General features: G+C 65.9%; 12 protein-coding genes. 5 read left to right on the top strand and 7 right to left on the bottom strand.

The window, feature by feature from the left end; genetic code table 11:
* Position 1: 1 nt before the first annotated feature.
* From prmA to AC6R19_RS09130, 6 genes are all read right to left on the bottom strand, one after another.
* The gene (gene prmA / locus AC6R19_RS09155) at positions 2-883 is read right to left on the bottom strand and encodes a 50S ribosomal protein L11 methyltransferase (RefSeq protein ID WP_500579499.1); all 882 of its coding nucleotides are present in this window, start codon (positions 881-883) and stop codon (positions 2-4) included.
* A gap of 15 nt (positions 884-898) precedes the next feature.
* A complete protein-coding gene (locus AC6R19_RS09150) occupies positions 899-1,039 on the bottom strand; it encodes a hypothetical protein (RefSeq protein WP_500579498.1) in 141 nt (46 codons plus the stop codon).
* Between the two features lie 74 nt (positions 1,040-1,113).
* Entirely contained in the window at positions 1,114-2,454 is a 1,341-nt protein-coding gene (accC, locus tag AC6R19_RS09145; protein ID WP_500579497.1) for an acetyl-CoA carboxylase biotin carboxylase subunit, read from the bottom strand.
* Between the two features lie 15 nt (positions 2,455-2,469).
* On the bottom strand, positions 2,470-2,937 hold the full coding sequence (gene accB, locus AC6R19_RS09140; RefSeq protein ID WP_500579496.1) for an acetyl-CoA carboxylase biotin carboxyl carrier protein: 468 nt from the start codon (positions 2,935-2,937) through the stop codon (positions 2,470-2,472).
* Positions 2,938-2,975: 38 nt separating this feature from the next.
* Positions 2,976-3,431, bottom strand: coding sequence for a type II 3-dehydroquinate dehydratase (gene aroQ, locus AC6R19_RS09135; RefSeq protein WP_500579495.1), 456 nt, complete (start codon positions 3,429-3,431; stop codon positions 2,976-2,978).
* Positions 3,432-3,824: 393 nt separating this feature from the next.
* Complete coding sequence (locus AC6R19_RS09130; RefSeq protein ID WP_500579494.1) at positions 3,825-5,642, bottom strand: protein-disulfide reductase DsbD family protein; 1,818 nt, start codon at positions 5,640-5,642, stop codon at positions 3,825-3,827.
* A 198-nt stretch (positions 5,643-5,840) separates the two neighbouring features.
* Between AC6R19_RS09130 and AC6R19_RS09125 the strand changes: the two genes are divergently transcribed.
* The 4 genes from AC6R19_RS09125 to AC6R19_RS09110 all read left to right on the top strand — a co-directional run bounded on the left by AC6R19_RS09125 (position 5,841) and on the right by AC6R19_RS09110 (position 9,548).
* On the top strand, positions 5,841-6,491 hold the full coding sequence (locus tag AC6R19_RS09125; RefSeq protein ID WP_500579493.1) for an N-acetylglucosaminyltransferase: 651 nt from the start codon (positions 5,841-5,843) through the stop codon (positions 6,489-6,491).
* Positions 6,488-6,940 (top strand): copper chaperone PCu(A)C, encoded by a 453-nt coding sequence (locus AC6R19_RS09120; protein WP_500579492.1) that lies wholly within the window; start codon positions 6,488-6,490, stop codon positions 6,938-6,940. Before AC6R19_RS09125 ends, AC6R19_RS09120 begins: the two co-directional genes overlap by 4 nt.
* A gap of 67 nt (positions 6,941-7,007) precedes the next feature.
* Positions 7,008-7,577 (top strand): YajG family lipoprotein, encoded by a 570-nt coding sequence (locus AC6R19_RS09115; protein ID WP_500579491.1) that lies wholly within the window; start codon positions 7,008-7,010, stop codon positions 7,575-7,577.
* A 195-nt stretch (positions 7,578-7,772) separates the two neighbouring features.
* Positions 7,773-9,548, top strand: coding sequence for an EAL domain-containing protein (locus AC6R19_RS09110; protein WP_500579490.1), 1,776 nt, complete (start codon positions 7,773-7,775; stop codon positions 9,546-9,548).
* A 252-nt stretch (positions 9,549-9,800) separates the two neighbouring features.
* On the opposite strand, the gene AC6R19_RS09105 is transcribed toward AC6R19_RS09110, so the two are convergent.
* Positions 9,801-10,799, bottom strand: coding sequence for an adenosine kinase (locus AC6R19_RS09105; protein WP_500579489.1), 999 nt, complete (start codon positions 10,797-10,799; stop codon positions 9,801-9,803).
* A 367-nt stretch (positions 10,800-11,166) separates the two neighbouring features.
* Here AC6R19_RS09105 and mrcB point away from each other — a divergent pair, with 367 nt between their 5' ends.
* Positions 11,167-13,815, top strand: coding sequence for a penicillin-binding protein 1B (gene mrcB, locus AC6R19_RS09100; RefSeq protein ID WP_500579488.1), 2,649 nt, complete (start codon positions 11,167-11,169; stop codon positions 13,813-13,815).
* Positions 13,816-13,827: the final 12 nt, after the last annotated feature.

Genomic DNA, 13,827 nt, shown 5'->3' with positions numbered 1-13,827 from the left:
CCTACCGCACGCGGGTACCACTGAGTCGCACCCAGTCCTCGCGCCGGCCGTCCTCGTCGAAGTCTATCCACTGGCGGTAGGCGGCCTTCACCTGTTCGGCCTGGGACGCGAGTATGCCGGACAGGCAGATACGGCCGCCGACCCTGGTCAGTTCGACCAGTTGTGGAGCCAGCTCCACCAGAGGTCCGGCGAGGATATTGGCGAGCATCACATCCGCCGGTTCCCGCGGCAGCTGTTCTGGCTGGTAGACCGGGAAGCGCTCGGGATCTATGCCATTGCGCGCGGCATTGTCGCGGCTGGCAATCAGGGCCTGGGGGTCTATATCGGTGCCCAGGGCGCGCTCGGCGCCGAGCAGGAGGGCACCTATGCCGAGGATGCCGGAGCCGCAGCCGAAGTCGATGGCGCTCTTGCCGGCCAGGTCCTCTTCCGCCAGCCACTGCAGGCACAGGAAGGTGGTGGGGTGGGTGCCGGTGCCGAAGGCGAGGCCGGGGTCCAGCAGCAGGTTGACCGCGTCCGGCTCCGGCGGCTCGCACCAACTGGGGCAGATCCACAGTTTTTTGCCGCACTGGATCGGCTTGTAGTGGCTCATCCACTCCCGCTCCCAGTCCTTGTCCTCCAGCTGTTCCCAACGGGCGTTGGGCAGCAGCTCGCACAGGTAGGAGGCGGCCCTGGCCTCGGCCACGGCGGTGTCCACCTCGGCGTCGAACAGGCCGGTGACCCGGGTCTGGTCCCACAGCGGCACCTCGCCGAGACCGGGCTCGAGGATCGGCTGGTCGGCGTTGTCCTGCAGGGTGACGGACACGGCGCCGGCAAACAGCAGGGCATTCTCGATTTTTTCAGCGTGTTCGCGATCGGTGTCTACGCGGAGTTGGAGCCAGGGCATAGGGGTGAGCAGTGGTTAGTGGTGTGTGTAGAAGCGGCCCATGGCCGCGATCGGTGTGTCGGGCTTCTGCGGCGGGCGCCGGTAAGATAGTGCCCGGGCGGCCCTGCTGCTGGTGGCCGCCCGGTAAAAAGCCTCATCGGACTGTTTATCAGCCACAGGCGTTTTTCCCGGGCGGCCACCAGCAGCAGGGCCTTTGCATAGAGCGTCGGTATTCTTTCCGAGTCCCGACCTTACAGTCCCAGCTTTTTCTCAAGGTAGTGAATATTCACTCCGCCCTCGGCAAAGGCGCTGTCCCGCACCAACTCTTCCTGCAGCGGGATATTGGTCTTGATGCCGTCCACGATCAGCTCCGACAGGGCCACACGCATCCGCGCCAGGGCCGCTTTGCGGTCCTCGGCGTGGGTGATGACCTTGGCGATCATCGAGTCGTAGTTGGCGGGCACCGTGTAGCCGGAGTAGAGGTGCGAATCGACGCGCACGCCCAGGCCGCCGGGCACGTGGAAGTTGTTCACCTTGCCGGGGCAGGGGAAGAAGGTCTTCGGGTCCTCCGCGTTGATGCGGCACTCGAAGGCGTGGCCATTGATGACGATGTCTTCCTGCTTGAGGGACAGCTTCTCCCCGGCGCAGACGCGGATCTGCTCCTTGATCAGGTCGACGCCGGTGACCATCTCGGTGACCGGGTGCTCGACCTGGATGCGGGTGTTCATCTCGATAAAGTAGAAGCGCTCGTCCTCGTAGAGGAATTCGAAGGTGCCGGCGCCGCGGTAGCCGATATCGATACAGGCCTGCACGCAGGATTCCTGTACGTCGCGGCGCACATCGTCGGGAATGCCCGGGGCCGGGGCCTCTTCCAGTACCTTCTGGTGGCGGCGCTGCAGGGAGCAGTCGCGGTCGCCCAGGTGGATGGCATTGCCCTGTCCGTCGGACATCACCTGGATTTCCACGTGGCGCGGGTTCTGCAGGAACTTCTCCATATACACGGTGCTGTCGCCGAAGGCGGCGCCGGCCTCGGACTTGGTCACCGAGATGGCGTTCAGCAGCGCGGCTTCGGTATGCACCACGCGCATGCCGCGACCGCCGCCGCCGGCGGCGGCCTTGATGATCACCGGGTAGCCGATCTCGCGCGCTATCTCCAGGCAACGCTCGCCGTTTTCCGGCAGCGGGCCGTTGGAGCCGGGTACCGTGGGCACGCCGGCCTTTTTCATCGCGGCGATGGCGGAGACCTTGTCGCCCATCAGGCGGATCACGTCCGGATCCGGGCCGATAAAGGTGAAGCCGCTCTTCTGTACCTGCTCGGCGAAGTTGGCGTTTTCCGCCAGGAAACCGTAGCCCGGGTGTACCGCCTGGGCATCGGTGATCTCCATCGCGGAGATGATGGCGGGGATATTCAGGTAGCTCTGCGGTGAGGGGTTGGGGCCTATGCAGACGGACTCGTCGGCCAGGCGCACGTGTTTCAGGTCGCGGTCCACCTGGGAGTGCACGGCCACGGTGGCTATGCCCATCTCCTTGCAGGCGCGCAGTATGCGCAGCGCGATTTCGCCGCGGTTGGCGATAAGAATTTTTTCAAACATGCTGGCTCACCCCGCTCAGACGATGGTCACGAGCGGCTGGTCGAACTCTACCGGCTGGCCGTCTTCCACCAGGATGGACTCGATGGTGCCGGCCTTGTCGGCTTCGATCTGGTTCATCATCTTCATCGCCTCGACGATGCAGACCACGTCGCCCACCTTCACCTGCTGGCCGACTTTCACGAAGGGCTCGGCGCCGGGGCTGGGGGCGGCGTAGTAGGTGCCGACCATCGGCGACTTGACCGGGTGGCCGGTCAGGGCGGGAACGGCTTCCGCCTCTTCAGCTGCCGGGGCTGCCGCCGGTGCGGGCGCGGCGGGTGCCGCGACCGGGGCCGCCGGCGCGGCGTATACGGGGGCGGGGGGCTGGTGCGCGCCGCTGGTGCCGCGGCTGATACGCACGGACTCTTCCCCTTCCTTGATCTCCAGCTCGCCGATATCCGATTCCTCGAGCAGCTCAATCAGTTTTTTAATTTTGCGGATATCCATAGTTCTTCACTCTCAGTGTCTTGGGCAGTGTTGGTTCGTTATTTGGTGGATGGCGCCAGACTCAGTTGGTGCATGGCCGCCTGCAGGGCCAGGGTGTAGCTGTGGGCGCCGAAGCCGCACACGACCCCCCGGGCCAGGTCGGAAAAATAGGAGTGGCGGCGGAATTCCTCCCGCGCGTGGGGGTTGGACAGGTGCAGCTCGATAAAGGGGATGGCCACCGCCGCCAGGGCGTCGCGCAGGGCCACGCTGGTATGGGTAAAGGCGGCCGGGTTGATCACGATAAAGTCCACCCCCTCGCCGCGGGCCGCCTGGATGCGGCCGATCAGTTCCGCTTCGCAGTTGCTCTGCAGTGTCTGCAGCTGGTGGCCGGCGGCCTCGCACTGGGCGCGGGCTGCCTCGTCTATCTGCGCGAGAGTGGTGGCGCCGTAGATCTCCGGCTCGCGGGTGCCGAGCAGGTTGAGATTGGGGCCGTGCAGCAGAAGAAGTCTTGCCATAGCTCGCTCTGAAGAAAAGACGCAAAACAGTCACAAAAACGGGTGAAAGTCGGCTATCTTGCGGACAAGTTCGAATTTTCGGCAGGATTGCCCGAATGCCGGGGCGAGTGTGCCGCAAAAGTGACTCTGTGTCCATGCCTGTCGCACAGTTTATTGAAGTTAGCCGCAGTTCGGCGACTTTTCCGTGATATTTAGCGCAGTATTATTTGGTGTCTGGCTTTTTTGCCGGTGGGATTGGCTACAAAGGCGCAGTGGAGCTGCTCGCCCCTCGGGACTCGGAAAAGAATGCAGAGTCTGATGCGAAGGTCCTGCTGCCGGGGGGGGGCCATATGGGAAATGTTTGCCGATGAGGCTTTTTCCCATATGGCCCCCGGCAGCAGGGCCGCCCAGGCCTTACTTACTGGCAACAGGGGGCCGGGAGGTGCTGAGTCTGACCCCGGCGGCGGCCTCGAGCTCCGCCAGCAGACCGTCCCGGGTCAGCACCTGAGGCAGTATCCTGGCCTCGCCGCCATCGGCGGGGTAGAGGAGGTAGAGGGGCACACTGGTGCGGCCGTACCTGGCGAGCAGTTCGCTGATCTGCGGGTCCTGGTTGGTCCAGTCGCCCTTCAGTGCCACCACGCCCAGCTGTTCCACGGCATGGCTGACGGCGTCGCTGGACAGCACCACCTTCTCGTTGGCCAGGCAGGTGATGCACCAGGCGGCGGTCATATTGGCCAGCACCGGGCGCCCATCGCGGCGCGCCTCTTCGAGCCGCTCCGGGGAGTAGGGCTGCCAGTAGCCGCTGGCTGCGGTGGGCCGCTGCACCGTCGTCAGTTGCGGCAGCAGTCCGGCGGCAAATACCAGGGCCAGCACTGCTGCGATACCCCTGCCCCAGTGCCACCTGCTCCGGGTTTCCTGGGGCTGTGGCCACAGCCACAGGGCGAAGGCGATGGCCACGGCGCCGGCCAGCACCAGGGCCACGCCGTCGCTGCCACTCTGGCGGCCCAGCACCCACAGCAGCCACACGGCGGTCAGGTACATGGGGAAGGCCAGCAGTTGCTTCAGCCTGTCCATCCAGGGACCGGGGCGGGGCAGCCGGTCGGCCAGGGCGGGGATATAGGTCAGCAGCAGGAAGGGTGCCGCCATGCCGGCGCCGAGGGCGGCGAAGACTGCCAGGGCCACTGCCGCCGGCTGGGTGACCGCAAAGCCCAGGGCCGAACCCATCAGCGGTGCCGTGCAGGGGCTGGCGACCAGAGTGGCCAGGGCCCCGGTAGTGAAGGAGCCGCGCAGGCCTTGCTGGGCGCTGAGCCCACTCCCTATGCCCATCAGGCGGCCGCCGAACTCGGTCAGGCCGGACAGGCTCAATCCCATGGCGAAAAACAGGTAGGCCAGCGCCGCCACCAGCCAGGGCGACTGCAACTGAAAGCCCCAGCCGACCGCCTCGCCACCGGCGCGCAGGGCCAGCATCAATGCGGCGATCAGCACGAAGCTCAGCACTACGCCGATACTGTAGGCCCAGCCGTGCAGCCGGCGCTGGTCGGCATGCTGCGAAGCCTGGCTGACCGCCAGCAGTTTGATCGACAACACCGGGAAGACGCAGGGCATCAGGTTCAGCAGCAGGCCGCCGGCGAAGGCCAGCAGCAGCGCCAGGGGCAGGGCCATATTGCCGTCATTTGCCGCACTGCCCGCAGGGGGCGGATTGGCGGGGGGGCTGTTGCTCGCGTCGACCGGCACGGCGCTGCCTTCCGCCGCGTCGAGGCTGAAGTGGCGCACCTGGGGCGGGTAGCAGAGGCCGGCGTCGGCGCAGCCCTGGTAGTGGATCTCCAGCCGCAGTGGCCGGCTCGTGTCCTGCAGCTCGAGGGGAATCTCCAGTTGCAACCGGTAGACCTCGGTCTCCTTCTCGAAGTAGTCGTCCCAGATGACCTCTCCCTCGGGCAGGGTCAGCGGCAGCTCCGTCCTGCGCTCGCCGTCGACGCGGAACAGGGCCAGCTTGTCGCGGTAGAGGTAGTATTCCGGGGCTATCTGGAAGATGGCGCTGATGCCGTCGGCGGCGAAGAGGAAGTCCTGCTGATAGGCCTGGTCCACCGGCAGGAAATCCGCATCCTGCGCCGCCCCCAGCGAGGCGAAGGGGTTGTCCGACGACTGTGCACTGGCGCCCGCGCCGAACAGAAACGTCAGGGTCGCCAGCCAGGTGAGGAAATTTTTTCGGAAACTGCCGGTCATCACAGCCATAGGAGTAAAAATTCTTTATAGTCAGACGCATGCATCTGACTGCCGCCGCGGGCTGGGGTTCAGTTGAACCGGCAGTATAGCGGTGGCAGTGGGGTAACAAAACAACAGTGGGGGATTGGCTTGTCGTCGGTTAATCATCTTCGCATTTTCGCAGTATTGCTGACCCTGTGGCTGGGGGGGTGTGTTACCAGGCCGCCGGTGCCGGCTCCGCGTGCGGTACCCCTGCCGGAGCCGAAGCCGGCCGCACCCTCGCCGGAGGAAATACGCCGGAGCAATGTGGAATTCTTCCTCGGGCGCGCCGAGGAGGCCCAGCGCCAGGGTTTCCTGACCTATCCCGCCGGCGCCAGTGCCTATGACTACTACCTGCGCGCCCGGCAGCTGGACCCGGACAACAAGCGTGCCGCCAGCGGCATCCAGACCATTGTGATCGAGTTCGTCGAGCGCGCCCGCGACGCGCTGCGCCGGCGCGCTTTCGGCGAGGTGAACAGCTACCTGTCCCGCGCCGATGAGCTGGCGCCGGGCAATCCACTGGTGGCGGAAGTGCGCGCGCAGCTGGCCCGCGAGCGCAGCCGCGCGCAGTTGGACCTGCCGCAAGGCGAGACGCTGGCGCTGCCGGGGGACCAACTGGCGGCGAAATCGGAACAGATGGTCGACCTGCTGCGGCGCACCGCAGAGCGTATCCGCCGCGAACAGCTGCGGGTGATCATAGTCGCGCGCACCGACGCCGAGGGGCGCTGGATTTACCAGAAGCTGCGCGAGGCGGTAGCCGGCTATCGGGTGCGCGGCGATATCAAGCTCGGCAGCCCGCCGCGGCTGCTGTTGCAATCCGATGGGGGAGGCGGGGCGTGAAGACACTGCTCGCACTGATCTGTGGCCTGCTGCTGGCCGGCAGCGCCGTTGCCGGCGACCGGGTTGAACTGGGCGTGGAGGGCTTTGCGCGCGAGACACCGCCCGGCGCGGCAATGAGTGCCGCCTACCTGACCCTGCAGAACAAGGGCGACAGCGAACTGCACCTACAGGGCATCGAACTGCCCGGCCGCGAAAACGCCGCCGCCGATCTGCACACGACGGTCAGCGACGGCGGCATCAGCCGCATGCGTCCGCTGGCGCAGCTGGACATCCCCGCCGGCGGCGAGGTGCACATGGCGCCCGGCGGCGTGCACCTGATGCTGAGCGGCGTAAAGTTGCGCGCCGGCGAGGAACTGCGGCTGAGGCTTCTTTTTGCCGGCGGCGCCGAAGTGGAAATCGAGGTGCCGGTGCGCGGACTGCAGGCGGCAGAAGAGCGGCACCACCACTGAACTTTTGTCTGTGGCCGGGTACGAACAGACTCGGAAAATTTCGCTAATAAACAGACTGGAGGAATCGATGAAAAAGCTGTTGTTGTTCCTGGGCGCATGCGCACTGGCGGCCTGCGCCCACAGCCCGCTGCAGATCCAGGTGCGCCCGCAGGTGGAAGTGGCACCGAGTGATATCGGCTCCGGCTACACCCTGAGTGTGCGCGGCGTCAACCAGCTGCCGGGGGGCGGCCTGGGTTCCCTCGGTGGTATCTACGCGGATACGGCGCAGGTGAGCCTGGCCAACAACGTGGAAAACGCCATCGCCGACACGCTGCGCGACGGCTTTGCCAACTGGTCCTTCCGCACCGTCGGCGAGGCAGCCGAGGTGCAGGTGCTGGCCAAACTGACCGAACTCAAGTACGACAGTCCCAACAAGCTGTACACCAGCAAGGTGGACACCTCCGCCGAGGTGCAACTGGAAGTGAAAATCGGCGGTGCCACCTACTTTGGCAACTACCGCTCCAGCGGTGTGGACCGCACCTTGATCAAGCCGAGCCGCGAGGAGGTGGAGAGCCGCATCAACGGCCTGCTGAGCGCCACGCTGCAGCGCGCCTTCGAGGACGAGAAGCTGAAAAACTTCTTGCGCACCCATCTCTGAGTGTGCAATTTAGACGCCTGAAACAACACCTGAACAACAGGCGGGCAGGGAGAGCTCGATCACTTGACGTGTTTTCGCGGATTTGTGTGATGGACTTTGCAGATTCGCGGTGCTGCCGGTCGGCGGGGCTTGCGGGTTCCTATACTCGTTGCCGGTCGGTGCGGTACAACAACATAAAGATGCGAGCTCGCAGTTTTGACTGAATTTGACCCGAAATCCGTCGAGTACCTCGGCCTGCTGGCGCAGGTGGAGGACCAGCTGATGCCCGGTGCGCAAATCAGTCCGCAGGCCGCAGAGGTGGCGCTGGGGGAGATCGCCGACGGGGTCATAGTGACCGATGCCCGGGGGCTGGTGACCTACAGCAATCCGCTGGTCAGCGAGATGACCGGCGAACTGGTGGGCCTGCTGCCGGGCCAGCCCCTGAACGACAGCCTGCAGCTGTACGATGCCAGCGGGGCGCCCCTGCCGCCGATATTGGCGTCGGGGGATGACAGCGCTGACCCGCCCAGCGCGCGCGAGTTCAGCGCCTGCATCCTGCGCCCCGGGGCACAGAGCCCGCTGGAGGTCAACGTGCAGGTGCTGGCGGTGCGGGACGGGGCCGCCCTCACCAACTTCGTCCTGGTACTGCGCGACACCTCCGCTGCGCGCCGCATCTCCTCCCGCCTCAGCTGGCAGAACAGCCACGATTCCCTGACCCGGCTGCCCAACCGGCAGTATTTCGAAAATGAGCTGCAGCAGTCCCTGTCCCTGTGTGTCGACAAGCGCCAGCACCATGTGCTGCTGTACATGGATGTCTACCGCTTCAAGGTGATCAACGACACCCTCGGTTACAGCGCCGGTGACCAGCTGCTGATACAGCTGGTGCAGCTACTGCGCCGCTGCCTGTCCGGCTCCGACCTCTTCGCCCGCGTCGGCAGCGACGAGTTCGCGATACTGCTGCGCGACTGCACCCTGGAGGAAGCGCGGCGCGTGGTGACGCGCCTGCGCGAGGCGGTGCAGGGTTTCGCCTTCCACTGGGAGGGCAACGACAGCCGTGTGGCCCTGTCCATCGGCGCCGTGACCGTGGACCGCCACGCGCCCAGTGCCACGCAGCTGCTGGCCTCGGCCAACGACGCCTGCTGCGCCGCACGGGACCAGGGCCGCAACCGGGTCAAGCTGTTCGGCGATTCGCGCAAAGTGCTGGAGAAGCGTCGCGAAACCACCTGGGTGGCGGAGATACACGCGGCGCTGCGGGACGACCGGCTGTTGCTCTACCGTCAGCCGGTGGTGTCCCTGCAGGGCGAGACGCGGGTGCACCACTACGAGATTCTGGTGCGCATGCGCGGCCGCGACGGCGGCGTCATCTCCCCGGGTCTGTTCCTGCCGGCGGCGGAGCGCTACGGCCTGATCGAGGAGGTGGACCGCTGGGTGATCCGCAAGATCTTCGCCTATATGGCCCTGGAGCAGCGCCTTGGGGTCAGCGGCTTCAGCTACGCGATCAATATCTCCGGCATCAGCCTGGGGGACGAGACCTTTGCCGATTACGTGCTGCGGGAGCTGACCGAAGCCGGGGTGGCGCCGTCGCGGGTGCAGTTCGAGATCACCGAGACCAGCGCCATCAACAACCTGGAGCGGGCGCTGATCTTTATCCACAAGCTGCGCGCCGCCGGCTGCAGCTTCGCCCTGGACGACTTCGGCCGCGGCGTCTCGTCACTGGCCTACCTGCGCCAGCTGCCGGTGGATTACCTGAAGATCGACGGCAGCTTCGTGCGCAATATGCTCGAGGACGAGATAGACAGCGCCATGGTCAGCACCGTCGACCACCTGGCCAAGCGCATGGGGATCAGGACCATCGCCGAGTATGTGGAGACGCCGGAGTTGATGGACAAGCTGCGCCTGATGGGGGTGGATTACGCCCAGGGCTTCGGCATAGCCGCGGCGGCCAGCCTGCCGGAAATCGTCGATCCGCAGCACCCACACACCTTGCCGTAGGGATGAACCTTGAGTATGCCCTGGCCCCGGATGCGCTTGAGGCTCGTAGCCGATTAGGTGGCGGTCCTGCTGCCGGTGGCTTCTTGCGGGACACGCCGTGAATACATCCCTGTAGGCTTGTCCGCGAGGTCCCTCTCGCTGACAGTCCCGCAAGAAGCCACCGGCAGCAGGACCTTCGCATCTAGATCGTCGCCCAATCGACTTCTGTAGGGGGCGAACCCTGTGTTCGCCCTTGTCAGGGCTGCCCCGTGCCTATACCACCGGCGCCAACAGCTCCGAATGCTGCTCCGCCCGCAGCCGTGGCCCGTACTGGCTCACCACCTGCGCTGCCGCGCGGCAGGCCAGTTCGCCGGCCTCGGCGAAGGACATGTCGCGGTTGATGCCGTAGAGAAAGGCTCCGGCAAACATATCACCGGCGCCGTTGGTGTCTATCGCGTGCACCCTGGGGCTGGATACCCGGTACTGCTGCTCGCCGTCCCACAGTAGCGCGCCCTCGGCGCCAAGGGTGATGGCGAAGCCGCGGCAGTGTTCGCGTAATGCCTTGGCGGCGGCCTCCACCGAATCGGCGCCTGTAAAGCCCAGGGCCTCGTCCCGGTTGCAGAACAGCATGTCCACACCGCCGCCGATCATCTCCCCCAGGCCATCGCGGAAGTGGTGCACCATTGCCGGATCGGAGAGGCTGAGCGCCGTTTTCACACCGGAACGCTCGGCCTGCTCGCGCAGGGCGATGGCGGCGGCGCGGCCCGTTTGTGAGGACACCAGGTAGCCCTCGATATAGGCCCAGCGGGAGGTGCCCAGAGCATCTGTATCCAGTTCGGTGACCGAGAGTTGTTCGCTGATGCCCAGGTAGGTGTTCATGCTGCGCTCGGCATCCGGCGTGATCAACACCAGGCATCGGCCGGTGGTGCCGCCGTCCGCCTGCTGCAGGGTGGCCGGGTAGCTGACGCCGGCGCTGGTAAGGTTGGCGCGGTAGAAGTCGCCATTGTCGTCCGCCGCCACCTTGCAGGAGTAGAAGGTGCGCAGGCCGAAGAAGCTGGCGGCGATCACCGTGTTGGCGCCGGAGCCACCGCAGGCCCGCTTGGCGGTGACCAGGTGGTCCCGCAAGTCGTCCACCAGTTGCTGCTGGCGCGCGTCGTCCACCAGGGTCATCACCCCCTTTTCCACCCCGAGGGTTTGCAGATCGCGGTCCGTGACTTCGATTTCCGTGTCGAGCAGGGCGGCCCCTATGCCGTAGAGATCGTACTGGTACATGCTTGTCCTTAGTTGTCCTTAGCCGGGCTGTTTGAGTGTGATTACCGGGCGCATTATGGCCGCCCCCGGGGCAAGTGCAAGGCGGCGGGTTTGACTTGTGCCCCACAGACCTTATAAAGGGCCGACCTCAATGCACCAGAGTTGGCCGGCTAACGTGATCTGAGGCCCAGCCACTGGTGGCCGTCCGGGAAATATTTGCCGATGAGGCTTTTTCCCGGACGGCCACCAGTGGCTGGGCCGGTCGAAGGCGCAACGATCCGGGTGTAAGGGTGGCCCCTCCGCGGTGAACTTCCATACCGCGATCGCGGTCAATCCACGGATTGGCACTCTATCTATAGTTGGTTAAAGATTTTGGTATTTCATCTATATGGCATCGACTAAACGCCGGCGCAGCAAGGCGTCCAAACCGGGAAGACTACACCGCTGGATGGTGCGGCTGGGCCTGCTGGCACTGGTGGGCGGGCTGGCACTGGCCGGCTATATGGTCTATCTGGACGTGCAGCTGCGGGAGCGGCTCGACAGCCGCCAGTACCAGTTGCCGGCGCGGGTCTTCGCGCGCCCGCTGGTACTGCGCGAGGGCATGGTCATGCGCCCGGACGAACTGCTGGCGGAATTCGAGGCCCTCAACTACCGCGAGCAGGGGACCCTGACCGAGCCGGGCCAGTGGACCCGCGAGGGTATGGACTACCGGGTCTGGCGCCGCGACTTCCAGCACGCCGATGGTCGCGAGCCGGCGGCGGTGGTCGGCTTCCGCCTGCGCAACGACGAGATCAGCAACCTGCGCGGCGAAAACGGCGAGCGCCTGAAGGAATTCCGCCTGGATGCCGCCAACATCGGCACTCTGCTCGGCGGTGGCGACGACCGCAATCCGGTGCGCTTCGCCGACATCCCGCCGCTGCTGGCCAACACCCTGATTGCGGTGGAGGACCAGGACTTCCTCTACCACTTCGGTGTGTCCCCGCGCGGCATAGTCCGCGCCATGGTGGCCAATGTGAAGGCCGGCGAGGTGGTACAGGGGGGGTCCACCATCACCCAGCAACTGGTAAAGAACATCTTCTTCGACCACAAGCCCAGCCTGCAGCGCAAGATCAACGAGGCGCTGATGGCCATCCTGATGGAGTTGCACTACGAGAAGGCCTACATACTGCAGGAGTACATCAACGAGGTGTGGCTGGGCCAGCAGGGTAGCCGTGCCATCTACGGTTTCGGCCTGGCGTCCGAGTTCTATTTCCAGAAGCCGCTGGATACCCTGGAGCCCCACCAGATAGCGCTGCTGGTGGGCCTGGCCAAGGGCGCTTCCTACTACAACCCCTGGCGCAATCCGGAGCGGGCGCTGGAGCGGCGCAACACGGTGCTCGACGTGATGCAGGAACAGGAGCTGATCACGCCGGAGCAGCACCGTATCCACAAGGCCAAGCCCCTGGAAGTGGCCAGCGCCGGCGACAAGGCCCAGAACCCCTACCCGGCCTTCACCGAGCGGCTGCTGGAGGAATTGCGCCCCTACTACTCCTACGAGGAGCTGCGCACCGCCGGCCTGCGCGTCTACACCACCCTGGCGCCCTCGGTGCAGAAGCTGGCCGAGGATGCGGTCAGCAGCGGTGCGGCGCAGTTGGAGAAGGACCGCGGCATCCAGAAGGATTCGCTGCAGGCGGCGACGGTGCTGCTGGACAACCACAGCGGCGACGTACTGGCGATGGTCGGCGACCGCCGACCCCACTACCCGGGCTTCAACCGCGCGCTGGAGGCGCGGCGCCAGGTGGGCTCCCTGATCAAGCCGGCGGTCTACCTGACCGCCCTGGAGCGCCCCTACGACTACAACCTGGCCACCCTGATCGAGGATGCGCCGATTCGCGTCGAGGGGGCAGACGGCCAGGTGTGGATGCCGTCCAACTTCGACAACCGCAGTCACGGCCCCACGCCCCTGTATATGGCCCTGGCCAAGTCCTACAACCAGGCCACCGCGCGCCTGGGGTTGGACCTGGGGCTGGAGAATGTGCGCCAGACCATCCGCCGCCTGGGAGTGCAGGCGGACCTGCCGCGGCTGCCGTCGATGCTGCTGGGCGCGGTGGAGTTGACTCCGTTCGAAGTGGCAAACATGTTCCAGACCATCGCCAATGGCGGCGAGCATGTAGAGCCGCGCACCCTGCTGGCGGTGTCCGACGCCCACGGCGAGCAGGTGCAGCACTTCCGCCGCCGCGCCGACCGCAATGTGGACGCGGTGCCCGCCTACCTGCTGCGCTACGCGCTGGAACAGGTGATGCGCGAGGGCACCGGCAGGAGCGCCTACCGCCGCCTGCCGGGCAGCGTGGCCTTCGCCGGCAAGACGGGTACCACCAACGACAACCGCGACAGCTGGTTCGCCGGTTTCTCCCCCGGGGTGACCGCGGTGGTCTGGCTGGGCCGCGACGACAACGAGCGCACCAGCCTGACCGGCGCCACCGGCGCCCTGACCATCTGGACCGAAATCATGCGCCAGTTGCCGCACCGCCACGGCCGCATTGAGCCGCCCCGCGGCGTCGAGTTCAAGCCGGTGAACAAGCGCGGCCAGTATATGAACCCGGAGTACTGCCGCGGCGGTGTGGAGCTGCCTTTCTCTTACGAGACCCGCCTGGAAGCTGCGCCCGAGTGCCGAGGACGCGACCGCTGGCGCTGGTTCCGCGACTGGTTCGGCGGCGAGGAACAACAGGAGGCGGCGCCGCGGGAGGAGATGACCCCGGGCTGGGGCATAGATCCGCGCGAGCAGCAGCGCCGCGAGGAGCGCGAGCGCCAGCTGCAGGAACAGCTGCGCCGCGACGACGAGATGCAGCAGGCACCGCAATTCGAGGAGGAACCGCTGCAACTGCCGCAGACCGAAGAGGATCTCTACCTGGAGGAAGAGCGGCGCGCCGAGGAGGAGCGGCGCATCCTCGAGGAACGCCGGCGCCGCAACGAGGAAATCATGCGCCAGCGCAGGGAAGGTGCGCCGGTGGAGGAGGCGCAGCCCTGGTCGCCGGACGAAGAGGACCAGTGGCCCTGATTGCGCCGGGAC

This window comes from Microbulbifer sp. SE14, from assembly GCF_059834885.1.
This window is presented reverse-complemented; position numbering and strand designations above follow the sequence as displayed.